Source organism: Saccharothrix longispora, assembly GCF_030852425.1.
Classification (GTDB): domain Bacteria; phylum Actinomycetota; class Actinomycetes; order Mycobacteriales; family Pseudonocardiaceae; genus Actinosynnema; species Actinosynnema longispora.
This window is the reverse complement of sequence record NZ_NSDM01000005.1, coordinates 323,513-347,070: the sequence shown is the minus strand read 5'-3', so window position 1 is coordinate 347,070 and position 23,558 is coordinate 323,513. Positions and strand designations below refer to the sequence as shown.

The window sequence follows — 23,558 nt, the reverse complement described above, 5'->3', positions numbered from 1 at the left end:
GGTCGCGGGCGGCGGGCGAGTCGGTGGACAGGGTGACCGAGCTGCTCGGGGCGGCCCGGGCCACGATCAGCCTGGAGAGCCCGGTCGGCGACGACGGCGGCGCCTCGGTGGCCGACCTGATCGAGGACACCGGCGCCGTGCAGGCCCACGAGGTGGTCGAGCGGCAGGGCCTCGTCGCGGAGCTGCGGGCCCTGGTGGGCACGCTGCCCGAGCGGCAGGCGCGGATCGTGACCCGCCGCTACGGCCCGGCCGCCGGCCGCCCGTGCACGTTGCAGGAGGTGGCGGGGGAACTCGGCCTGACCAAGGAGCGCATCCGCCAGTTGGAGAAGGAGTCGCTGAAGCTGCTGCGCGACCCGGAGCGCAACCGGTCCCTGCACGCCTGGACCACGTGAGGCCGTCCGGCGCGCCGGCGTCCCGCCGGGCCGGACGGGCCGGGCCGCGTCACCGCCGGCGCGCGGCCCGGCGCCGCCACCCCGGCCGCCGGTCGGCGACCGCGACGAACCAGACCACCACCGCGGTGGAGGGTGGGACGAGCCACGCGCCGGCCGTCGTCACGTCGTCCGGCCGCAGGGGCGCCACCACCCCGAGCCGGTCGAAGACCAGTGGCACCCGGTCGCCGACCACGCCGAGGTGCCTGCCGCGCGCGGACACCTCCGCCGCGCCGCGCCCCCCGTCGCACTCGACCACGTACCACGCCTCGTCGTCGTCCCACGAACCCCGCTCCGCGCGCCGGTCGACGATCGCGCACTCCGCCCGCTCCCCGAACCACGCCGCCCAGAGCGGCGGCCCGGTCAGCGCGGACACCGCCAGCAGCCCGAACCCGAGGAAGCAGGCCGCGCCCACGGCGCCGGGGCCCAGCCCGAGCGCGTGGAAGACGAGGGCGAAGCCGACGGCCCCCAGGACGAACCCGGCGGCGCCGACCCACCACCACTCGTCGCTCCCGACGAGGAACCCCCCGACGACCTGGACGGGCACGCACGCCCACGCCAGGCCGAGCAACGCCCGACGTTCCACCCCGACCTCCCGACGACCGACGTCCTCGGTGGTCGGACGCGTCGGGGGCGACCGGCGTTCCGGTCACCGGCCACCGGGTCGGGTGCGGGGCACCGAGCCGGGGTGCGCCACGTCGGCGTCCGGTCCGAGGCGCGAGCGGCGCCCGCCGACCCGGTCGACCAGCGTCAGCAGCGGCGCGGTCATCGCGGTGGTCACCAGTGCCATGACGACCATCAGGGAGTACAGGTCCTCCTGGAGCAGGCCCAGCTGCAACCCGATGGTGAGGATGACGAGTTCCGTCAGGCCGCGCGTGTTCAGCAGCACGGCGAGGGACGCGGCGTCGCGCGGGGGCACCCGCTGCAACCGCGCCGCGACGTAGGCGCCGCCCCCCTTTCCGCCCACCGCGACCAGCAGCACCAGGGCCAGGTCGAGGAAGCCCGACACGTCGATCGTCGACAGGTCGACCTTGAGCCCGGCCGTCACGAAGTAGACCGGCAGCAGCACCGAGGTGATCGAACCGACCCGGCGTGCCACGTCGGCGCGCAGCCGGCTGTCGGTGTCCTTGGGGAAGACGAAGCCGAACAGGAACGCGCCGAACGCGAAGTGCAGCCCGAGCCACTCCGTCGCGCCGCCGCTGGCGAGCACGCCGATGGTGATCACCACGAGCCGCCGCGTGTCCGTGCCCGACGTCGCCTGCCGGGTGCCGAGCCTGCGCAGCAGCGGTCGCACCACGAACAGCAGGACGGCCGCGTAGGGGACGGCGAGGAGCAGCCGCCACTCCGAGCCGGTGCCGCCGACGAGCACGACCACGCCCGTCAGGACCGACCACACCACCACGTCGCCGATCGCCGCGATGCCCAGCGAGAGCACGCCCAGCGGGGTCTTCTGGAGCCCGCGGTCGGTCAGGATGCGCGCCAGCACGGGGAACGCGGTCGCGCCCATGGCCACGCCGAGGAAGAGCACGAAGCCCAGCGGGTGGGTGGTCTCGTGCCGGTTCAGCAGGTGCCACGCCAGCAGCGCGCCCAGCGCGAAGGGCACCAGCGTGGCGCTCAGCGCGACACCGGTCATGACGCGGCGCCCGGTGGCCAGGAGCGACCGGTCCAGTTCGAGCCCCACCAGGAACATGAACAGCGCGACGCCGACGTTCGCCAGCGGTGACAGCAGCGGCCGCACGTCGGCGGGGATCACCACCGCGGACAGCCCGCCGGCGAACAGCGTCGGTCCGAGCAGGATGCCGGCGAGGATCTCGCCGATCACCGGCGGCTGCCCGAACCTGCGCGCGAGCGCGCCGAACGCGTGGGCGATCAACAGGATCAGCGCCAGGTCGAGGAGCAGCACTGCCACGTGGTCCGTCACGACCGGTCCCCTCCGTCAGATCAATCCTCTGTGGACTGCGCGGGGAGCCGGCCCCGGGCCGCTCCCGGTCAGAAGAACACGTCGCCGAACACGCCGGGGGCCGCGGCCAGGCAGCAGTACCTGGTGAACCGGCCGGCCAGGCCGACCGCCAGGAACAGCTCGACCCGCATCCGGGTGACGCCCGCCAGCAGCACGGTCGCCCCGAACGGGGGCAACCCGACGACCGAGCTGACGCAGAAGATCCCCGCCATCCACCGCGGGCTCTCCCGGGCGCGCTCGGTGGCCGCTTTCAGCCAGGTCGCGACCCGGCCGGGTGCGCGCCCGGGCCGCGGCGCCCGGCGCAACAGCGGCGGCAACCGCAGCACGCCGAGGGCGGCGTAGTAGTGCACCAGCTTGCCCAGCACCTGGCCGACCGCGATCACCGCGCCCACGGCCGCGAACGGGATGTCCGGCCGCTGCGCGACCAGGCCGATGACGAACAGCTCGATGCTGCCGAACGGCACGACCGCCGTGGCGAACGCCAGCCCGAAGGCGATCCACGGCCACGTCAACACCGCCGTGCCAGTCGCCCGGACGACGATTCGGGAATCCGTAAGACTCCGAACGGCCCAATCCGGCGGCCGGGCAATGCACCCGTCTGACCTATCGTTCCGGTATTTGACATGTGCTTTTCTTTCCTCGGTTGGCATTGCAAAAGAATTTTTGCCTGGGAGTCGGAGGTTTTGTCAGGAATAAGCACACGGTGGTGAACAGATCTCACGTTCGACCGGTGGCTGGTTCAGCCACTCTGGGGAGGTTGAACATGCAGTTCCTCGGTCTCGGCACCGATGCCGGAATCGTGTACCAAACCATGATCAAGTACCCGCACGTCGGCATCGCGGAGCTGGGGCTCTGGCTGACGTGGTCGGAAGGCAGGTTGACCCGCTCGCTCGACGAGTTGGTGCAGCTCAACCTGATCAAGGCCGATTGGCAGAACCAGGACCGGGACGAGGCCGTGCTGATCGACCCGGGCGTGGCGCTGCACGGGCTGCTGGAAGCGCAGGAGGCCGTGCTGGCCTACCACCAGCAGGACGTCGCCCGCAGTCGGTCGCTGGTGTCGAGCATGCTCGCCGAATACGAGCAGGCGCAGGTGGACCAGGGCGAGTTCCCGGACCAGCGCGTGCTGGGCTCGGAAGCGGTGCAGAGCTTCGCCGACAGCCTGGCGGACAACTGCACGTCCGAGATGATGTCGTTCTCGCCGGGTGGCCCGGCGCCGCAACCGCAGGAGGAGGCGGACCGGGCCGAGGACCTCCGGCTGCTGGGGCGCGGCGTGCGCATCCGGCGGCTCTACCTGGAGAGCATCGCCAACGACACCGCCGCGTTCGGCTACGCGCGCTGGCTGGTCGAGCAGGGCGGCGAGGTGCGCACCGTACCGAGCCTGCCGGTCAGGATGTCGCTCTACGACCGCAAGGTGGCGATCGTCGCCATCGACCCGCACAACTCGGACGAGGGCATCGTGGTGCTGCGCGGCGCCGGTGTGCTCACGGCGCTGTGCGCGTTCTTCGACCACGCCTGGGAACCGGCCACCGACCTCGGCGTGCCGGTCAACCGGGACGTCGACGGCCTGACGGCGCAGGACCACGAGGTCCTGCGCCTGCTGGCAGACGGCCACACCGACGCCGTGGTCGCCCGCAAGCTGGGGGTGTCGGTGCGCACGACGCGACGGGTGATCGCGGACCTGGCCGAGCGCCTGGGGGCGCGCAGCCGGTTCCAGGTCGGCGTCCGCGCGGTCGAGGTCGGCTGGCTGTCCGGCGGGCGCGGCTGAGCGGAGGGGCACGGCGCCGCTCACAACGACAGGACCTGGCCGAGGTCGGCCCGTTCGGCGACCTCGGCCACCCGGTGCGCCACGGCGACGTCCAGGATGGCCATCCCGAACGCGTTGCACACCACGACGTCGGTGTCCGCGCCGCGCCCGGGGTGGTCGCCGGACACCACCTCGCCGAGCGTCGCGTCCACCTTGCGGACCGAGGCGCTCGGCAGGCCGCCGCCGTCGGCCTCCACGATGCCGGACGGCGGCAGCAGCTCACCCGCCCGGTACATCCGGCCCAGCAGCCGGCGGTTGTCCCCGCTGACCAGGTCCCAGTCGTCGATCACCAGCAGGTCGCAGTGGCGCACGGCGTCGGGCAGCAGGTCGTCCAGCGACACGTTGGACACCAGCGCGCCCGGCGACAGCCACTCGCGGGGGATGTACCCCTCGGTCACCGTCGTCACCGGCACCACCAGGTCCGAGCCGACGACGCAGTCCCGCGCGGACGCCGCCACCGACACGGCAAGGCGCGGCCGGCGCGCCGACGCCTCCTCGCGGAACCGCTCCGCCCGCGCCGGGTCGATGTCGAACACCCTCACCTCGGCCAACGCGGGCATGGTGTCCGCCAACAGCTCCAGGTGCGTCATCGCCAGCGTGCCGCAACCGATCAGGCCCATCGTCGAGGCCCCCGGCCTGCCCAGCGCCCGGGCGGCCACGGCGGTCACCGCGGCGGTGCGCAGCGCGCTGATGTGCGCCGCCTCCATCAACGCCCGGGGCCGCGCGGTCTCCGGGTCCAGCAGCAGCGTGAAGCCCTGCGAGCGGGGCAGGCCCCGGTCGACGTTGCCGAGGCTGGCGTTGATGGTCTTCAGGCCCACCGCGAAACCGTCGTCGAACTCGACCGCCCCCGGCATCGCCAGGCACCGGTTGGCCGCGCCGCCGGGCGAGCGCCACGGCAGGTACGCCTCCTCCGGCAGCATCACCCGGCGCTCGGTGTGCAGGCGCAGCGCCTCGGCCACCACCGCGACGGCGTCGACCTCGGACAGCGCGCGCACGACGTCGTCGCGGGTGAGGTAGCGGAACTCGTTCATCGTTGTCGTCACGACGGGTTCTCCAGGGAAGTGGCGGTCGTCGACCGGGTCATCAGCCGACCTTGCAGAGCTGCTCCTGGTCCAGCGCCAGGGCGTGGACGAGTTCGGGCAGCCGGTAGTGGTCCACCGCGCGGGGGTCGGGGCGCAGCAGGTGCGCGGCCACCAGTTCGTCGAGCACGTCGAACGCATCCACAGTGGACAGCCGGAGCAACTCGGCGGCGGTGCGGACGTGGAACGTACCGGGGCCGAGCGCCGACAGCCGCAGCACGGCGCCGCGCAGGTCGTCCGACAGCGCGGCGAACGACGGCAGCAGCCGCTCCCGCACGTCAAGGTCGCCCACCCGCAACTCGTCCAGCACGCGCGCCGGGTCGCGCAGCCGGTCGGCCAGCCGCCGGAGCGACCAGTGCGGCCGGGAGGCCAGCCGGGAGCCGCACACGCGGATCGCGATCGGCAGGTGGCCGCACACCTCCGCGATGTCCAGCGCGGTCCGGTGCTCGGCGGTGGTCCGGTCGACCCCGATGATGCGGCCCAGCAGCTGCATCGACTCGGCGGGGGAGAACGGGCCGAGCGTGATCCGCGCGGTGCCCTCCAGGGTGGCGAGCAGCGAGCGGCTGGTGATCAGCACCCCGCAGCCCGGCACGGACGGCAGCAGCGGCCGGACCTGGCGCTCGTCGTGCGCGTCGTCGAGGATCAGCAGGGTCTTGGTGCCCGCCAACGTCCGGCGGTACAGCTCCACCTTCGCCGCGGTCGACTCGGGCACCCGGTCGGCCGGCACGCCGAGCCGCGCGAGCAGGCCGTCCAGCACGGTGCCGGCGCCCGGTGGCGACGCGTGCCTGCCGCCGAGGTCCACCAGCAGCTGCCGGTCCGGGAACCGCTTGGTCAGCAACCTGGTCACGCGCTGGGCGAGGGTGGTCTTGCCGACGCCGTTCATGCCGCTGACGACGCACGCGGTGGGCAGCTCGGCCTGCCCGGGTGAACCGCTGAGCACCGCGCACGCCCGCTCGGTCTCGGCGGCCCGGCCGGTGAAGTCGCTGGGCTCCGGCGGCAGCGCCGGGTCGCCCTCCTGCCGCCGGGTCCACAGCGTGATCGTCGCGCGCGGCGTGCGCGGCACGGAGGTGAGGATCGACTGGTGCAGCTCGCGCAGCTCGCTGGACGGGTCCAGGCCCACCAGCTCGGCGAGCGCGGTGCGGAAGTCCTGGTACACGGCCAGCGCGTCGGCGGTGCGACCGCTGCCGTGCAGCGCGCTCATCAGCTGCATGCGCGGCCGTTCCCGCAGCGGCTCCGCGGCGATCAGCGCGGTCAGGTCGGTGATCAGCCGCTGGTGCTCGCCCAGGGCCAGCTCGGCGTCGATGCAGCTCTCCAGCGCGGTGAGCCTGGCCTCCTCCAGGCTGGGCTGCTCCACCGTGGCGAGGTGGTCGGTGACGCCGCCCAGCGCCGGGCCGTTCCACCGCGACAGCGCGTCGCGCAGCAGCCTGCTGGCCTCGGCGTGCCTGCCCTCGGCGAGGGCCGTGCTGCCCTGCGCCGCCAGCGTCTCGAACTCGACCAGGTCGAGCTGGACCCGGTCCCGCGCGAGGAACTCGAAGCGGTACCCGGGCGGCTGGCGGGTGATCCTGGCCTCCGCGCCGAGCAGGCTGCGCAGCCGCGAGGCGTAGGTCTGGATCTGCGCCTGCGTCGTCGACGGCAGGTCCTCGTCCCACAACATCTGCATCAACCTGGCGTCCGACACGACCCGACCGCGGGCCAGCAGCAGCGACGCCAGGAAGGTGCGCATCTTCGAACCGCGCACTTCGATCTGCGTGTCCCCGACCCACGCCCCCACCAGACCAAGTACCTGGAACCTCATCGACCACCCCTCACACGCTCGCGCGGCGGCGTTGCCCGCGTGCTGTCGCCTCCAGGAAGTCTGTTCAAGGTTTTCAAACATGTCAGCCGTCACGTTTGGCAGGAACATGCCTTGTCAGGATGTGGCCTGCCGATCACCCGCGGTCACCGTCGAGGGCGTGCGGGCACACCGCCGCCCGGCACCTGTGGGGGTGCCGGGCGGCGGTGTTTCCGCACGTGACCAGGGGGAGGAGGCACGTCCGGGCGGCACCGGGGGACCCGGTGCCGGACGTTCAGCGGCTCTCGCTGAAGTTCTGCTGGTACTGCGGCGTCGGGATCGTCAGCTCCCGGTACCGGTTGGGCAGGTTGGCCCAGTCGAGGAACTCCCGGCGCCGCATGTCGAGCACCAGGTTGATCGTCACCTCGACGTCCAGCCCGGCCTCCTCGGCGATGCGGCGCACCGACCGGGAGCCGTCGACGAGGCCCAGGATCGCCGCCTCGCGCGGGTCGGCCGGCCCCTTGTCGCCGTCGGCCGTGAGGCTGGTCGGCACCATGTCCGCGAAGTTCGGCGCGGTGAACTCGTACTGGCCGATGAACAACCGGTCGAGCCGGGAGCCGAACAGGCAGTTGAGCGCGTCGCCCGGGGTCTCCACGATCGGCCTCGTGCGCAGGTTGAACGAGGTGTTGAGGATCATCGGCACCCCGGTCAGCTCGTCGAAGCGCTCGATGAGCCGGCGGAACTTGCCGTCCTGCTCGGCCGCCACGGTCTGGATGCGGCACGTCCCGTCGACGTGGGTGATCTCCTCGATCGACTCCCGCTTCTCCGGGAGCACCGGGCACACGAACAGCATGAACGGGCTGTCCTCGACCGGGATCTCGAAGTAGTCCACGGCCCGCTCGGCCAGCACCGAGGCGGCGAACGGCCGGAACGCCTCGCGGAACTTCACCCGCGCGTTGAGCCGGTCCTTCATGCCGGGCAGACCCGGGTGGCACAGGATCGACCGCGACCCGAGCGCCCGGGGCCCGTACTCGGCGCGGTCCTGGAACCAGCCGATGATCTCGCCGCGCTCGATGGCCTCGGCCGCCGCCTGCACCATGTCGGCCTCGTCGGCGTGGTACACGGGGTCGCACGACCAGGTCTTGCTCGCCTGCTCGATCTGCTCCTTCGCGACCCGGGGCGGGCCCAGGTACACGTCCGTCATCCGCAACGACCGGGGGTCCGCCGGAGCGACCGTTCCGGGCTCGTTGACGATGTTGTAGTAGGCGTAGAGCGCGGCGCCCGCGGCGTTGCCGTCGTCGGTCGCCGCCGGGAACACGGAGATGCCGTCGATGTCCAGCTCGCGCGCCAGGCGGGCGTTGGTGGTGGAGTTGAGGAAGCAACCGCCGGACAGCACGAGGTTGCGGCTGCCGGACATCGCCAGGCTCTTGTTGGTGAGGAAGAGCATGGCGTCCTCGAACTCGGACTGGATCTGGTAGGCCAGGTCCTTGTGGAGCTGGGTCATGGCCTCGCCGCGCTTGCGCGGCAGCAGCTGCGCGCCCGTCTGCGCGTACTTCGCGAAGCCCAGGTCCACGAGGGACTGCGTCGCGTTGTCGAACCGCATCTCGTCGCCGCTCACGTCGATGAACAGCGGCTCGGCCGACAGGCGCTTGCCGTAGGGCGCGAGGCCCATGGTCTTGCCCGCGTCGTCGTACGCGGTGCCCGACTCGCGGAAGCCGAGGGCCAGCGTGACGACCCGGTACAGCTCGCCCAGGCCGCCGATGTTCTCCGGCAGGTGCACGGCGCCGTCGTGGACGGTGCCGGCGATCCGCGTGCTGGCCCGCGTCATGCGGAACAGCTCCTTGGGACGGCTGCCGAACGAGAACTCGAACGCGGTCTCCCGCTCGCGGTGGCCCCGGAAGATCGACCCGTAGGTGTCGACCACGACCGCCGCGGCGTCCGGCAGGCCGGACGTGTAGAACGCCGCGCCGGCGTGCGCCAGGTGGTGCGCCGGGTGGGGGAGGGCGAGCCGCTTGCCCGCGGGGGCGAGCACACCGAGGATGTCGAGCAGCCGCTCCTCCTCGTTCTGGTCGCCCGACTCGGTCGACGTCCCGATCCAGTAGTCGACGTCGTCGATCGTGAGGCCCTGGCCGCCCAGCACCTCGACCGCCAACCTCGTCATGGCGAGCGTGTACTCGTGCCACGGCACGGTGCCCCGCTTCTGCTGCGTGATGCGCTCCAGCGCGAGAGCCGCCACGATGCGCCCGTCCTCGACCAGGCTCATGCTGCTGTCGTGGCTGAGATTGACACCTACGATCCGCATATCTGACTTCTTCCGACAGTAGGCAGGCGTCTGCCTGACACGTGGTTACCGGACTCCGGTCGTGCGGTGTGTGGACGACGGGCGCGGCCCGACCGGTGAACGCGCTCGGGTTCAGCTGGCCTGGGCCTGCATCCGCCGCCGCAGGCTCAGCGGGCGCATGTCGGTCCACACGTCCTCGATCCGCGCCAGGCACTCGTCCTTCGTGCCCTCGGTGCCTTCCGCGTGCCACCCCGCAGGCGGCTCGCGGTCGGCCCACCACACCGAGTACTGCTCCTCATCGTTGAGCACGACCCGCCACCGGCGGTCGTCGGCGAGGTTCTCCGTCACCGAATCCTCCTGCTGGTCCTCTTCGTGGGGCGGGACGAAGAGTGCTCGCCCCGGCCATATCCCGGCTATACGGGACCGGACCGCCACCGGGCCGCCCGGTGGTGCGGAGTCGTCGCGCTCCGGTCCTCGCGCCGTGCGCGGGGCCGGCGCGGACTGGCCATATAGCGGCCGTATTGCCACGCCCGCGAGGGTTCCCGGTCAGGCGTGCACCGAGCACCCGCCGGAGGGCGCACGCCACCGGACCATGTCGCAGACAGGAGCCTCGATGGCCAGCAAGCCGGACATGTCCGTGGATGCCCGCCGCGCGCAGCTGCTGTGGCGGCGCCTGCACGGCAGCGACGGCGCGTCCGCGCGCATCGGACGAGCGGACCGCTCCCGACCGCTGCCGCTGTCCCACGGGCAGGAGCAGATGTGGTTCCTCCAGCAGCTCAGGCCGGGCAGTTCGGAGTACCTGGTGCCGGTGGCGCTGCGGCTGACCGGCGACCTCGACGCCGACGCCCTCGGCCGGGCCTGGGACCAGGTGGTGGCGCGGCACGAGATCCTGCGCACCCGCTACGAGATGCACGCGGGCGCGCCGGTCCAGGTCGTGGACGCCGCGGTGACCGGCCTGCTGCGCGTGGAGCGGCCGTCCGGTCGGTCGGTCGCGGAGCTGGACGCGCGCACCGAGGACATCGTCGGGCGCGAGGCGCGCACGCCGTTCGACCTGGCGCTGGAGTGGCCCTGCCGCGCCGTGCTGGTCGCGCGGGCGGCCGACGACCACCTGCTGCTGCTCACGCTGCACCACATCGCGTGCGACGCGTGGTCCACGCAGGCGCTGCTCGCCGAACTCGCCGAGGGGTACCGCGCCATCGTGCGGGGCGAGCCCGCCGCGCTCCCCGCGCTGCCGGTGCAGTACGCCGACTTCGCGGCCTGGCAGCGCGCCCGCATGTCCGACGAGGACCGGGGGCGGCAACTGGGCTACTGGACGGACGTGCTGTCCGGCATCGCACCCGTCGAACTGCCCACCGACCGGCCCCGGCCGGCCGTGCGCGGCTACGCGGGCGCCCAGTACGACCTGCGCGTCGAAGCGGAGCTGGCCGACCGGGTCGTGAAGCTGGCCCGGGGCGAGGGCGCGACCCCGTTCGTCGCGCTGCTCACCGCGTTCCAGGCGGTGCTGGCCCGCTACACCGGCCGGGCGGACGTGCCGGTGGGCACCATCGCCTCCTCCCGCACGCAGCCCGAGCTCCAGCACCTCGTCGGCTACGCGGTCAACACCCTGGTGATCCGCACCCGCTGGTCCGGCGACGTGTCGTTCCGGGCGCTGCTCAACCACGTCCGGGAGATCGTGCTGGACGCCTTCGACCACGACGCCGTGCCGTTCGCGCAGGTGGTGGACGCGGTGGAACCGCAACGCGACCTGTCGCGGACGCCGCTGTTCCAGGTCGTGCTCACCATGCACGAGTCCGACGGCGCGGGCATCGCGCTGCCCGGCGTGACCGCCGAGCCCTACGCCGGTGACAACCAGGTCGCCCGGTGCGACCTCGAACTCCAGGCCGCGCTGCTGCCCGACGGCTCGATCACCGCCCGGCTGCTCTACGCCACCGAGCTGTTCGACCACGCCACCGTCGAGCGCATGGCCCGCCACTTCACCACCCTGCTCGAACGGGCCGTCGCCGCGCCCGACGCGCCGCTGTCGGACGTGGACGTGCTGGACGGCGTCGAGCGGGCCGTGCTGACGCTCCCGCCGCGCCCCGGCCTGGGCGGCGCCCACACGCTGGACCGCTTCCACGCCCGGGTCGCCGTGTCCCCCGGGGCCGAGGCGGTCCGCACCGCCGACGGCGCCACCACGTTCGCCGAGCTGGACGCGCGGGCCGACCTCCTCGCCCGCCTGCTGCGGGCGCGCGGGCACGGCCCGGAGCGCGTCGCGGGCGTGCTGCTGGACCGCGGCGTCGACCTCATCGCCTCCTTCCTGGCCACCTGGAAGACCGGCGGCGCCTACCTGCCGATCGGCCCCGAGCTGCCGCCCGAGCGGTGGGCGCACCTGCTCGGCGACGCCGGCGCGGACTGGGTGCTCACCGAGCGCAAGTACGCGGACGACGTGCGCGCCCTGTTCCACGGCGAGGTGCTCGTCGTCGACGAGCCGGCGCCGGCGGACCTCCCGCCGCTCGACCCGCCCGTCGACCTCGGCGGCGACGCGCTGGCCTACGTCATCTACACCTCCGGCTCGACCGGGCGCCCCAAGGGCGTCCAGGTCACCCACCGGGGCCTGGCCAACCACCTCGACCAGGTGCTCGCCGAGTACGTCGGGCAGTCCACCGGCGGCGCGCCGCTGTTCTCCACGGTCGCCTCCGACGTGGTGGTCCCGGTGCTCTACGGGCCGCTGCTCGCCGGCCTGCCCGTCCACGTCCTCCCGCAGGACCTCGACCTGTCCGAGCTGGGGCGGACGCTGCGCGACGCCGCGCCGTTCAGCTTCGTCAAGCTCACCCCGGGCCACCTCGACGTGCTGGCGCACCAGCTGTCCGACGCCGAGATCGACGGGCTCGCGGCGACCGTCGTGCCCGGCGGCGACGTGCTCACCGGCCACGTGGCGCGCCGGTGGGAGGAGATGCTCGGCGACGGCCGCGTGGTCAACGAGTACGGCCCCACCGAGATCACCGTCGGCAACTCGACGTGCCCGGTCGCGGAGGCGCTCGACCGCGAGGTCATCCCCCTCGGCAGGCCCATGCCCGGCACCAGCATGTACGTCCTGGACGAGCGGCTGGAGCCGGTGCCGGTCGGCGTCGTGGGCGAGGTGTGCGTCGGCGGCGACGGGGTGGCCCGCGGCTACGTCGGCATGCCCGCGACGACCGCGGAGCGGTTCGTGCCCGACCCGTACGGCCCGCCCGGGGCGCGCCTGTACCGGACCGGCGACCTGGGCAAGGTGCTGCCCGACGGGTCGGTGGACTTCGTCGGGCGCCGCGACGACCAGGTGAAGATCCGCGGCTACCGGGTCGAGCTGGGCGAGGTCGAGGGCGTTCTGGGCACCCACGAGCACATCGCGCAGGCGCGCGTGCTGCTGCGCCGGGACGGCGACCGGGACCCGAGGTTGGCCGCCTACCTGGTCGCCGCGGACGGCGCGCCGGAGGTGGACGCGGAGGAGCTGCGGGACTGGCTGGGGCGGACCCTGCCCGAGTACATGGTCCCGCCCGACCTGGTCTACCTGGACCGGATGCCGCTGACCTCCAACGGCAAGCTCGACGTGGCCGCGCTGCCCGTGCCGGACGCCGGGGCGGAGGTCGGCTACGAGCAGCCGAGGACGCCCGAGGAGGAGCGGATGGCCGCGGTGTGGGCCGACGTCCTGGGCGTCGGGCGGGTCGGTGTGCGGGACGGCTTCTTCGACCTCGGCGGCGACTCGATCCGGGCCGTCGCGCTCGTCGGCGCGCTGCGCGAGGCCGGGTTCGACGTCTCGGTGCGCGACATCTTCGCCGAGCGCACGGTGGCCGCGCTGTGCGCCCTGGTCGCCGGGAAGCCGGAGCTGGCCGACGTCGGCGGCGTCGTGCAGCCGTTCGCCCTGATCGGGCTGGAGGACCGCAACCGGCTGCCGGAGGGCGTGGTCGACGCGTACCCGTTGTCGCGCAACCAGATCGGCATGCTGTTCGAGATGATGGCGGACGACCAGAACCGCTACCACAACGTCACCTCGTTCCGCGTGTTCGACGACAAGCCGTTCTCGCTCACCGCGATGACCCGGGCCACCGCGCTGGTCACCGAGCGGCACGAGGCGCTGCGCACCTCGCTGCACCTGACCGGCTACTCGACGCCGATGCAGCTCGTGCACGCCACCGCCAAGATCCCGCTGGCCGTCAGCGACGCCTCCGGCTCGTCCCCGGAGGAGGTGCAGGTGCTGCTGCGCGAGCACTCCGACCGGGAGCGCCGCGAGCTGTTCGACCTGGAGACGCCCGGCCTGCTGCGGTTCTTCATCCACCTGACCGACGACGGCGTCTACTGGCTGTCGTGCACCGAGTGCCACCCCATCCTGGAGGGCTGGGGGCACCACACGCTCATCATGGAGCTGCTCAAGTGCTACGAGGCGCTGCGCGACGGTGAGCAGCCGCCGCCGTACGACCCGCCTGCCGTCCGGTTCGCCGACTTCGTCGCCGAGGAGATGGCCGCCATCGCCTCGCGCGAGCACGCCGACTACTGGCGCGGCGTCGTGGCGGACTACGCGCCGGTGACCCCGCCGCAGGAGTGGGGCGACCCGGACGCCCCGGCGGGGCAGACCCGGCAGGCCCACATCTCCTGGCGCGACCTCGAAGCGGCGCTGCGGGCGCGTGCCAGCGAGGCCGGGGTGTCGATGAAGAGCGTCATGCTGGCCGCGTACGCGAAGGTGCTCTCCCAGCTGACCGACGAACCCGCGTTCCACGCCGGGCTCGTGTGCGACGCGCGCCCCGAGCGCACCGGCGCCGACCGCGTGTACGGCATGTACCTCAACACGGTGCCGTTCGCCGTCGACCGCGGCGCGCGGACGTGGCGCGACCTGCTGATCCAGGTCTTCGAGCGCGAGGTGGCGTTCTGGCCCTACCGGGGCTTCCCGCTGCCCGAGATCAACCGGCTCACCCGGGGCCACGGGCGGCTGGTCACCGTGCTGTTCAACTACCAGGACTTCAACCAGGTCGAGAGCCGGCTGGTCGGCGACCTGGCGGGCGAGGACGACAGCCCGACCGAGTTCCCGCTCAGCATCTCCTCGCGCGCCGGGCACGTGTTCGTCACGGTCGACCCGCGGGTGGTCACCGAGGAGCGGGCGACGGCCGTCGCGCGGATGTTCCGCGCGGTGCTGGAGTCGATCGCCGCCGGCCTGGACGGCGACGCGTCCGCCACCTACCTGCCGCCGGGCGAGCGCGAGCTGCTGCTGGCCCGGGGCCGCACGCCGGCGCCGGCCGCGCACGGTCGGGTGACCAGCGCGATCGAGGCGTTCGAGCGGCAGGCGCGGCTCACCCCGGGCGCGACGGCCGTCGAGTGCGGCGACGTCCGGCTGGACTACGCCGAGCTGGACGCCCGCGCCGACCGGCTCGCCGAGCGGCTGCGGTCGGCGGGCGTCGGCCCGGGGCGCGTGGTCGGCGTCGTGGCGCGGCGGGACGAGCACCTGCTGGTGTCGTTGCTGGCCACCTGGAAGGCCGGCGGCGCCTACGTGCCGCTGGGCACCGAGCAGCCCGCCCGGCGGTGGGCGCTCATGCTCGACGACAGCGGCGCGGGCTGCGTGCTCACCGGGCAGGCCGACGTGGACAAGGTCGCCGAGTCGTTCTTCGCGGGCGAGGCGATCGTGGTGGACGCGGCGGTCGACCCGGCCGACCAGCGGACCGCCGCGCACGACGGGACGCGACCCGACCCCGCCGAACCCGCCTACCTGGTCTACACGTCGGGGTCGACCGGGCGCCCCAAGGGCGTGTGCGTCACGCACGCCAACCTCGCCAACTACCTGACCTGGGCGGCCCGCGAGTACCCCGCCGGCCCCGGCGGCGCGCCGCTGTTCTCCACGCCCGCCTCGGACCTGGTCGTGACGACGCTGTTCACGCCGCTGGTGACCGGGCGGTCGGTGCACGTCGTGCCCGAGGACACCGACCTGTCCCGGCTCGGCGCGCGGCTGCGGGCGGCGGCGCCGTTCGGGTTCGTCAAGCTCACCCCCGGTCACCTGGAGATGCTCGCGCACCAGCTCGACGCGACCACCGCGCGCGGCCTGACCACGACCCTGGTGGTCGGCGGCGAGTCGCTGCCCGCCCGCACCGCCGCCCGCTGGGCAGACTGGCTGGGCGACGGCGCGCGGGTGATCAACGAGTACGGCCCCACCGAGATCACGGTGGCCAACTCCACGCAGGTGGCGGACTCCGAGGAGCGCGAGGTCGTGCCGATCGGCGTGCCCATCGACGGCACCGGCATGCACGTGCTGGACGAGGCGTTGCAGCCGGTGCCCATCGGCGTGCCCGGCGAGCTGTGCGTCGGCGGCCTCGGCGTGGCGCGCGGGTACCTCGGCCGACCGGGCCTGACCGCGGAGCGGTTCGTGCCCGACCCGTACGGCCCGCCCGGGTCGCGCCTGTACCGGACCGGCGACATCGCGCGGGTGCTGCCGGACGGCGCGGTGGACGTGCTGGGCCGGCTGGACGGCCAGGTGAAGATCCGCGGCTACCGGGTCGAGCTGGGCGAGGTCGAGGGCGTCCTGGGCGGGCACCCGAGGGTGGCGGAGGCGAGGGTCGTCCAACGGCACACCCGCACCGGCGAACCGCGCCTGGTGGCCTACCTGGTCCCGCTCGACGAGACCGCGGCCCCCGAGCCGGAGTCGCTGTCGCGCTGGCTGGCGGCGACCCTGCCCGCCTACATGGTGCCGTCGGCGTTCGTGCCGGTGCAGGCCCTGCCGCTGACCCCGAACGGCAAGCTCGACGTCGCGGCGCTGCCCGAGTGGGACGGCACGGCGTCCACCGCCTCCCGCCACGTCGAACCGCGCACGCCGCGGCAGCACCGGATGGCCGCCGTGTGGGCCGACGTGCTCGGCGTCGAGCGGGTGGGGCTGGAGGACGGCTTCTTCGACCTCGGAGGAGACTCGATCCTGGCCGTGGTGCTCGTCGCCGCGCTGGCGCGGGAGGGCTTCGAGGTGACGGCGAGGGAGATCTTCCTCGCGCCGACCATCGCGCGGCTGCTGCCCGAGGAGGACGACGAGGTCGAAGCCCCGTGACGGGAGGGGGCGGCGACCGCGTGGTCGCCGCCCCCTCGGAGTCGGGTCAGCCGAACTCGGGCACGCCGTGCTCGCGGAACAGCGACCGCAGCCGGTCCACGTCGTCGGTCACCGCCAGGCCGAGCGTCAGCAGCAGCCGCGCCTTCTGCGGCGTGAGGTCCTCGGCGGCGATGATCCCGGGCACGCCCGGGTCGTACACGGCGCCGGTGGTGTTGCGGCCCGCCGCGACGACCACGAGGCCCGCGCCGACCGCCTCCCGCAGCGCACCGGCCTGCCGGTCGGACGGGTCGCCCGCCATCACCACGCCGGCGACCCCGGAGCGGGCGAACGCGGCCACGGCCTCGCCGCCCGCGTCGGTGTAGGAGTAGGCGATCTCGGTGCGCGGCAGCCGGTCCGGGTCGATCCGGGTCAGGTCGAACGGCGTGCCCCACTCCGGGCGGCCGTGCAGCAGCACGCGGGCCGGGGCGCGGAGCAGGCGGATGTTCCGCTCGTCCACCACCCCGAGCGCACCCCACTCGCGGCCCCGGAAGGCGTCCAGGCGCAGGGTGTCCGACTTGGCCGCGTCGCGGGCGGACAGGACGCGGTCGTTGAGCGCCACCACCGTGCCGAAGCCGGTCGTGCGGCCGGACGCGGCCAGCGCGACGGCGTTGTGCAGGTTGGCCTGCCCGTCGCTGCCCAGCGCGTTCCACGGCCGGAACGACCCGGTGACGACCACCGGCTTGGGGCTGCGGACGGTGAGGTCGAGCCAGTAGGCGACCTCTTCGAGCTGCCGGGTGCCGCACAGCACCACGGCGGCGTCGGCGTCGGCGGCGAGGTGGGTGTCGACCAGGGTGGACAGCGCGTGGAAGTCGCGCAGGGTGCGGCACCCGCCGCCCTCGCCCCGGAAGTCGATCGGTTCGGTGCGCGCGACCCCGTCCAGTTCGTCGGCCAGGGAGTCGAGCAGCTCGGCCGTCGTGAGCGCTCCGCCGCGGTAGCTCTGGAAGTCCGACCGGCTCGCCGCGAGGCCCGCGATTGTGCCGCCCGAGCCGATGACGGCGACCGACGTCCGATTCGTTTTTTCATTCACAGGTACCCGATTGTCGCCGCCGGTCTACAGCGGCCCAATATCCCCGGGGTATAGGGGAGTTGTAGTCGGGCTCGGCACCGTGGTCCGCATGTTCACGAGCCCATGCGGACGTCCGAGTGCTGCGAGTTCGACGGTGCCCCTGACCTGGGCGGCGTGCCGTGGGTGACTCGGGCGGGCAGGGCGGTGCGCAGCGCCTGCCGCTGTCCGCGGCGCAGAAAGGCGTCTGGTTCGCGCACCAATTGGACGGCACCGGCCAGGTCTTCAATTGCGCCGAGGTGCTCGAATTCGCCGGGCCGCTCGACGTCGGCGCGTTCGCGGCCGCGTGGCGGCGGGTGCGCGCGGAGGCCGACGCGCTGCGGGTCGAGCGGTTCGCCGACGAGGACGGCCTGGTGCAGGTCGTCGTCCCCGAGGACGGGCTGCCCGGGCTGCCGGTGCTCGACTTCTCCGACGAGCCGGACCCGGAGCGGCGGGCCGACGAGTGGACGGCGGCCGAGCGCGCCACGCCGGTCGACCTCGGCGTGGGCCCCGTCTCGGCGGCGGCGCTGATCCGCCTGGGCGAGCGGCGGTTCCGGTTCTACTGCCGCATGCACCACATCGTCACCGACGCGTACTCGATGCGGCTGCTGCACCGCACGCTGGCCGACCGCTACACCGCCCTGGTGACCGGCTCGGCCCCGGCACAGCCCCCGCTGCGGTCGCTGACCGCGCTGGTCGACGCCGACCGCCGCTACCGCGAGTCGCCCGCGCACGCGGCCGACCTGGAGTTCTGGACCGGCACGTTCGCCGACGCGCCGGAGTCCATGCGGGTGTCCCCGATCGGCGGCCCCGGGCCGGACACCGACCTCGTCGCCTGGCGCGTGGCGCGCGAGCTCGACGACGCGGCCCTCGACCGGCTGCGCGAGGTCGCCGAGCTGACCGGCGCCACCTGGCAGGTCGTGCTGCTCGCCACCGTCGCCTCCTACCTGGGGCGGCTCACCGGGCGGCGGGACGTCGTGCTCGGCCTGCCCACCAGCGGCCGGCGCGGCATCGCGACGCGGCAGGTGGTCGGCATGGCGGCGGCGGTGGTCCCGCTGCGCGTCGACGTGGCGCCGACGGCCACCCTGACCGACGTGGTCGGGCTCCTGTCCGCCGCGCTGGCGGAGGGCCTGCCGCACGAGCGCCTCCGGCACGACGAGGTGGTCCGCGCGCTCGGCGTGAACGTCACCGAGGGCGGCTTCCTCGGCCCGCTGGTCAACTTCACGCCGTTCGACGACGAGTTCTCCTTCGCCGGCACCACCGCGCGGGCCCGCAACCTCGCCTCCGGCCCGCCCATCGACCTGTCCGTCAACGTGCACGGGCAGGACGACGGCCCGGTCACGCTGGTGTTCGAGGCCGAACCCAGGCTGCACGGCCGGCGCGGCGTCGAGGAGCACGCCGACCGGTTCACCGCCTTCGCACGGGACGTCACCGCGGCCCCGGACCGGCCGGTGGACTCGTTCGACCTGCTGTCGCGCGCCGAGCGCCACGAGCTGCTGGTGCGCCGCAACGACACCGCCGCCCCCGTGCCGGACGGCGACATCGCGGAACTGGTGGAGCGGCGCGCGCGACGCGCCCCCGACGCGGTGGCCGTGGTCCACGGGACCACCGAGCTGACCTACCGCGAGCTGGACGAGCGGGCCGAGTGGCTGGCCGACCGGCTGGCCGCGCGCGAGGTCGGGCCGGAGGACGTGGTCGCCCTCGTGCTGCCACGCACGCCTGACCTGGTCGTCGCCATGCTGGCCGTGCTCAAGGCCGGCGCCGCGTTCCTGCCGATCGACCTCGCGAACCCGCCCGAGCGGATCGCCCACCTGGTCGCCGACGCCGGCGCGCGCTGCGTGGTCAGCGACGCCGCGACCGAGCCCGCGCTGCCGCCCACCGCGGTGGAGGTGCTGGTCGTGGAGGACACCCGGCCCACCGTCGGCCGCGCCGCGCCCCGCCGACCGGTCCACCCGGCCAACCCGGCCTACGTCATCTACACCTCCGGCTCGACCGGCGCCCCGAAGGGCGTCGTCGAACCCCGGTCGGCGCTGTGCAACATGGTGTTCGACAACATCCCCCGGTACGGGATGCACGAGAACACGCGCGTGCTCCAGCTCGTCTCGCCGGGCGTGGACGCCTCGGTGGCCGACATCTGGCCCGCGCTCGTCGCGGGCGGGCGGCTCGTGCTCGCGCCACCCGCCGCCGAACTGCCGTTCGACCGGCTCGTGGAGATGTTGCGGGACAACCGGATCACTCACCTGGCGCTGCCGCCCGCCGTGCTGGCCAACGTGCCCGACACCGACCTGCCCGACCTGGAGACGCTGCTCACCGGCGGCGAGGACGTGGACCAGCGGCTGTGCCGGCGCTGGGGACCAGGCCGCCGGATGCTCAACATGTACGGCCCGACCGAGGCGGGCGTGGGCTCGACCGGCAGCGCCCCGCTCACCGGCGCGAGCCGCCCCGACATCGGCACCCCGCTGCGCAACATGCGGGTCTACGTGCTGGACGGCGAGCTGCGGCCGACCGTGCCCGGCGCGGCGGGGGAGCTGTACGTGGCCGGCGCCGGCCTGGCGCGCGGCTACCTGGGCCGCCCCGGCCTGACCGCGGACCGGTTCCTGCCCTGCCCGCACGGCCTGCCCGGCGAGCGCATGTACCGCACCGGCGACCTGGTGCGCTGGCGCGAGGACGGCAACCTGGAGTACGTCGGCCGCGCCGACGACCAGATCAAGATCCGCGGCGCCCGCATCGAGCCCGGCGAGGTCGAGACCGTGCTGGCCGGCCTGGACGGGGTCGGCGCCGTCGCCGTCGTCGCGGACGAGGGACCGCACGGCCGGATGAGGCTGCTGGCCTACGTCGTGCCGGCCGAGGGCGCGGCGGTGGAGCCCGACGAGGTGCGCCGGGCCGCCCGGCGGTTCCTGCCCAACCAGATGGTGCCGGACTCCGTGGTCCTGCTGGACGCGCTGCCGCTGACGGCGGCGGGCAAGCTCGACCGGCGCGGCCTGCCCAGCCCGGAGGACGTCGTCACGGCACCCGCCACCCCGGACGCGGCGGGCCCGGTGAAGGTCGTGCGGGACCTGCTGCGCGAGGTGCTCGGCGTGGCCGAGATCGGCCCGGACGAGTCGTTCTTCGACCGCGGCGGCGACAGCATCATCGCGTTGCAGCTGGTGTCCCTGGCCCGGCAGCACGGGCTGGAGCTGACCGCCCGCGAGGTGTTCGCCCACCCGACGGCGGCCGGTCTCGCCGAGGTCGCCCGCGTGCTCGACACCGAGGCGGCGCCCGAGGTCGGGCCGACCGGACCGGTGCCGCTGACCCCGATCATGCGCTGGGCCCGCGCCGGGCACGCCCCGATCGACGGCTTCCACCAGGCGGTCACCGTCCACACCCCGGCCGACCTGCGGCTCGACGCGCTCGACCGGGCGCTGCGGGCGCTGGTCGACCACCACGACGCGCTGCGGACCGCGCTGGCGCGGGACGACGACGGCGAACCGGTGCTGGACGTGCGCCCGACCGGCACGCCGATGCCGGACGGCTGGCTGCGCCGGGTCGACGCCGCCGGGTTCGACGCGGACCGGTTGCGCGCGGCCCTCGCGGAGGAGCGCGCCGAAGCGCGGCGCGGCCTGTCGCCCGAGGCGGGCGCGGTGCTGCGCGCGGTGTGGTTCGACGCGGGCCCCGCCGAGCGCGGCACCCTGCTGCTGGTGGTGCACCACCTCGTGGTCGACGGCGTCTCGTGGCGGGTCCTGCTCCAGGACCTGGGCACGGCGGCGGCCGGCCGGCCGGGCGGGCTGCCCGCCGTGACGACGCCGATGGCCGCGTGGGCGCGGCGGCTGGCCGCCACCGCGGCGGCGGGGACCTACCGCGACGAGCTGCCGCACTGGACGGACGTGCTGTCCACGCCGGACCCGGCCTACACCGCGGAACCCGACCCCGCCGTCGACACCTTCGCCACCGCGCGGACCGTCCGGCTCACCCTGCCGGCGGACGTCGGCGACGCGCTGCTGGACACCGTGCCCGCCCGCTTCCGGGCGACCGCCGGCGACGCCCTGCTGACCTCGCTGTCGCTGGCCTACGCCCGGTGGCGCGAGCAGCGCGGCGCGCCCCGCGCGGACGCCGTGCTGGTCGAGCTGGAGGGCCACGGGCGCGAGGAGATCGCGCCGGGCGTCGTCCTGGACCGCACGGTCGGCTGGTTCACCACCATCCACCCCGCCCGCGTCGACCCCGGCGAGGTGCCGTGGGCGGAGGCGGTCGCGGGCGGCCCGGCGCTGGGCGCCGCGCTCAAGCGGGTCCGCGAGCAGCTGCGGGCGCCGCGCGACAACGGCATCGGCTTCGGCGTGCTGCGCCACCTCGACCCGGCGTCCCGCGACGCGCTCGCCGCGCTGCCCACCCCGCGCCTGTGCTTCAACTACCTCGGCCGGTTCCGGTCGGCCGGCGCGGACGACTGGGGCATCACGGGCGCGGAGGACAGCTTCGCCGGCGGCGCGGACCCCCGGATGCCGGTGCCGAACGTGCTCGGTGCCGACGCGATCACCCACGACACCGCGGCGGGCCCGCGCACCACGCTCATGCTGACCTGGCCCGGGCGCCTGCTCGACGAGGCCGACGTGACCGGGCTGCTCGACCTGTGGGAGGCGGCGACGGCCGGCCTGGTCGCGCACGCCGCCACGCCGGGCGCGGGCGCGCTGCTGGCCTCCGACGTGCCGCTGGCGAACCTGACCCAGGAGCGGGTCGACCGGATCTGCGCCGCCTACCCCGGCGCGGTGGACGTCCTGCCGCTCGCGCCGATGCAGGAGGCGTTCCTGTTCCACAACCTGCTCACCGAGGGCGGCCTGGACGTCTACGCCTCCCAGGTGCGCGTCGACGTGGAGGGCGACCTGGACCCGGAGCGGCTGCGCCGGGCGGCGGAGGCCACCCTGGCCCGGCACGACAACATCCGCGCCGCGTTCGTGCACGACGACGAGGACGGCACGGCCGTGCAGGTGGTGCCCGCGCGGGTCGAGGTCCCGTGGACCGGGCACGACCTGACCGGCGTGCCCGACCAGGAGGCCCGCGCGGCCGAGCTGGCGGCCCGCGAGCGGGTCGGCCGGTTCGACCTGGCCGCGCCGCCCGCGCTGCGCCTGCTGGTGCTCCGCCTCGGCCCGCGCCGGCACCGGCTGGCGCTGACCACGCACCACATCCTGTGGGACGGCTGGTCCACCGGCATCGTGCTCAAGGAGCTGTTCGCGCTCTACGGCGACCTCGACGCCGACCTGCCGCCCGTCGCGCCCTACCGCACCTACCTGGAGTGGCTGGCCCGGCAGGACGTCCCCGGCGCGCGGGCGGCGTGGGCGGAGGCGCTGGCCGGCGTGACCGGCCCGTGCCACGTGCACCCGGCCGAGCGGGCGGGCACGCCCGAACCGCACCGGCAGATCCGGCGCGCCCTCGGGGCGCCGGAGTCCGACGCGCTGACCAACCGGTGCCGCGCGCTCGGCGTCACGCTCAACACGGTCGTGCAGTGCGCGTGGGGCTACGTGCTGTCGCGGCTGACGAACTCCGACGACGTCCTGTTCGGCACGTCGGTCTCCGGCCGGCCGCCGGAGCTGCCCGGCGTCCGGGACATGGTCGGGCTGCTGACCAACACGGTGCCGGTGCGGGTGCGGGTCGACCGCGACGAGTCCCTGGCCGCCCTGGCCCGGCGCACCCAGGACGAACAGGCCGCGCTGCTGCCGCACCACCACCTGTCCCTCGCCGAGATCCAGCGCCAGGCCGGTTTCGGCGGCGGCAAGAGCCTGTTCGACACCACGACGATGGTCGTCAACTACCCGCTCGACCCCTCGGTGTGGCCGGACTCCCTCGGCGACCTCCGGGCCGGTCCCTACGGGTTGGAGGACGAGACGCACTACCCGCTGCGCATGGTTGCCATCCCCGGTGACCGGCTGGAGCTGTGGCTGGGGCACCGCCCGGACGCGTTCGACGACGCCGCGGCGGGTGCGCTGTTCGACCGCTTCACCACCGTGCTCGACCGCTTCGCGGCGGACCCCGAGCGGCCGGTCCGCGAGCTGTACGCGGCCGAGGCCGGCGACCGGCGACGGCTGCTGGCCGAATGGGGCGGCTACGCCTGAGCCGCCCGTGAACACCCGAACCACCGGTACGCCGGGTGCCGCGCACG

At 74.3% G+C, this 23,558-nt stretch carries 12 protein-coding genes; 4 read left to right on the top strand and 8 right to left on the bottom strand.

All coding sequences use genetic code 11. From position 1 onward, the window contains the following. The first annotated feature begins 32 nt into the window (after positions 1-32). Positions 33-392, top strand: coding sequence for a sigma factor-like helix-turn-helix DNA-binding protein (locus CKY47_RS14715; RefSeq protein WP_306746340.1), 360 nt, complete (start codon positions 33-35; stop codon positions 390-392). Between the two features lie 49 nt (positions 393-441). On the opposite strand, the gene CKY47_RS14710 is transcribed toward CKY47_RS14715, so the two are convergent. The 3 genes from CKY47_RS14710 to CKY47_RS14700 all read right to left on the bottom strand — a co-directional run bounded on the left by CKY47_RS14710 (position 442) and on the right by CKY47_RS14700 (position 2,903). Continuing rightward, positions 442-1,014, bottom strand: coding sequence for a hypothetical protein (locus tag CKY47_RS14710; protein WP_306746339.1), 573 nt, complete (start codon positions 1,012-1,014; stop codon positions 442-444). Positions 1,015-1,077: 63 nt separating this feature from the next. Next, positions 1,078-2,349, bottom strand: coding sequence for a cation:proton antiporter (locus CKY47_RS14705; protein WP_306746338.1), 1,272 nt, complete (start codon positions 2,347-2,349; stop codon positions 1,078-1,080). A gap of 68 nt (positions 2,350-2,417) precedes the next feature. Then, the gene (locus CKY47_RS14700; RefSeq protein ID WP_306746337.1) at positions 2,418-2,903 is read right to left on the bottom strand and encodes a YqaA family protein; all 486 of its coding nucleotides are present in this window, start codon (positions 2,901-2,903) and stop codon (positions 2,418-2,420) included. A 248-nt stretch (positions 2,904-3,151) separates the two neighbouring features. Between CKY47_RS14700 and CKY47_RS14695 the strand changes: the two genes are divergently transcribed. Further along, on the top strand, positions 3,152-4,153 hold the full coding sequence (locus CKY47_RS14695) for a helix-turn-helix transcriptional regulator (RefSeq protein WP_306746335.1): 1,002 nt from the start codon (positions 3,152-3,154) through the stop codon (positions 4,151-4,153). Positions 4,154-4,173: 20 nt separating this feature from the next. On the opposite strand, the gene CKY47_RS14690 is transcribed toward CKY47_RS14695, so the two are convergent. The 4 genes from CKY47_RS14690 to CKY47_RS14675 form a co-directional block, all read right to left on the bottom strand. After that, positions 4,174-5,235, bottom strand: a complete 1,062-nt coding sequence (locus tag CKY47_RS14690; protein ID WP_306746333.1) for an ornithine cyclodeaminase family protein — start codon at positions 5,233-5,235, stop codon at positions 4,174-4,176. 40 nt (positions 5,236-5,275) lie between these two features. Further along, positions 5,276-6,994, bottom strand: coding sequence for an AfsR/SARP family transcriptional regulator (locus CKY47_RS14685; protein ID WP_306746332.1), 1,719 nt, complete (start codon positions 6,992-6,994; stop codon positions 5,276-5,278). A gap of 343 nt (positions 6,995-7,337) precedes the next feature. Beyond that, positions 7,338-9,305, bottom strand: coding sequence for a carbamoyltransferase C-terminal domain-containing protein (locus CKY47_RS14680; protein ID WP_306746331.1), 1,968 nt, complete (start codon positions 9,303-9,305; stop codon positions 7,338-7,340). 150 nt (positions 9,306-9,455) lie between these two features. Beyond that, the gene (locus tag CKY47_RS14675) at positions 9,456-9,671 is read right to left on the bottom strand and encodes an MbtH family protein (RefSeq protein WP_306746330.1); all 216 of its coding nucleotides are present in this window, start codon (positions 9,669-9,671) and stop codon (positions 9,456-9,458) included. 265 nt (positions 9,672-9,936) lie between these two features. Here CKY47_RS14675 and CKY47_RS14670 point away from each other — a divergent pair, with 265 nt between their 5' ends. Beyond that, a complete protein-coding gene (locus CKY47_RS14670; protein WP_306746329.1) occupies positions 9,937-16,353 on the top strand; it encodes a non-ribosomal peptide synthetase in 6,417 nt (2,138 codons plus the stop codon). A gap of 46 nt (positions 16,354-16,399) precedes the next feature. On the opposite strand, the gene CKY47_RS14665 is transcribed toward CKY47_RS14670, so the two are convergent. Further along, positions 16,400-17,419, bottom strand: coding sequence for an asparaginase domain-containing protein (locus tag CKY47_RS14665; protein ID WP_306746328.1), 1,020 nt, complete (start codon positions 17,417-17,419; stop codon positions 16,400-16,402). A 158-nt stretch (positions 17,420-17,577) separates the two neighbouring features. Here CKY47_RS14665 and CKY47_RS14660 point away from each other — a divergent pair, with 158 nt between their 5' ends. After that, the gene (locus CKY47_RS14660; RefSeq protein ID WP_306746327.1) at positions 17,578-23,511 is read left to right on the top strand and encodes a non-ribosomal peptide synthetase; all 5,934 of its coding nucleotides are present in this window, start codon (positions 17,578-17,580) and stop codon (positions 23,509-23,511) included. Positions 23,512-23,558 lie beyond the last annotated feature (47 nt).

Bases quoted from the DNA above. Each gene is read 5' to 3' on its own strand.
- CKY47_RS14695 (WP_306746335.1), top strand. From the start codon at position 3,152: ATGCAGTTCCTCGGTCTCGGCACCGATGCCGGAATCGTGTACCAAACC.
- CKY47_RS14685 (WP_306746332.1), bottom strand. From the start codon at position 6,994: ATGCGCACCTTCCTGGCGTCGCTGCTGCTGGCCCGCGGTCGGGTCGTG.
- CKY47_RS14680 (WP_306746331.1), bottom strand. From the start codon at position 9,305: ATGAGCCTGGTCGAGGACGGGCGCATCGTGGCGGCTCTCGCGCTGGAG.
- CKY47_RS14670 (WP_306746329.1), top strand. From the start codon at position 9,937: ATGGCCAGCAAGCCGGACATGTCCGTGGATGCCCGCCGCGCGCAGCTG.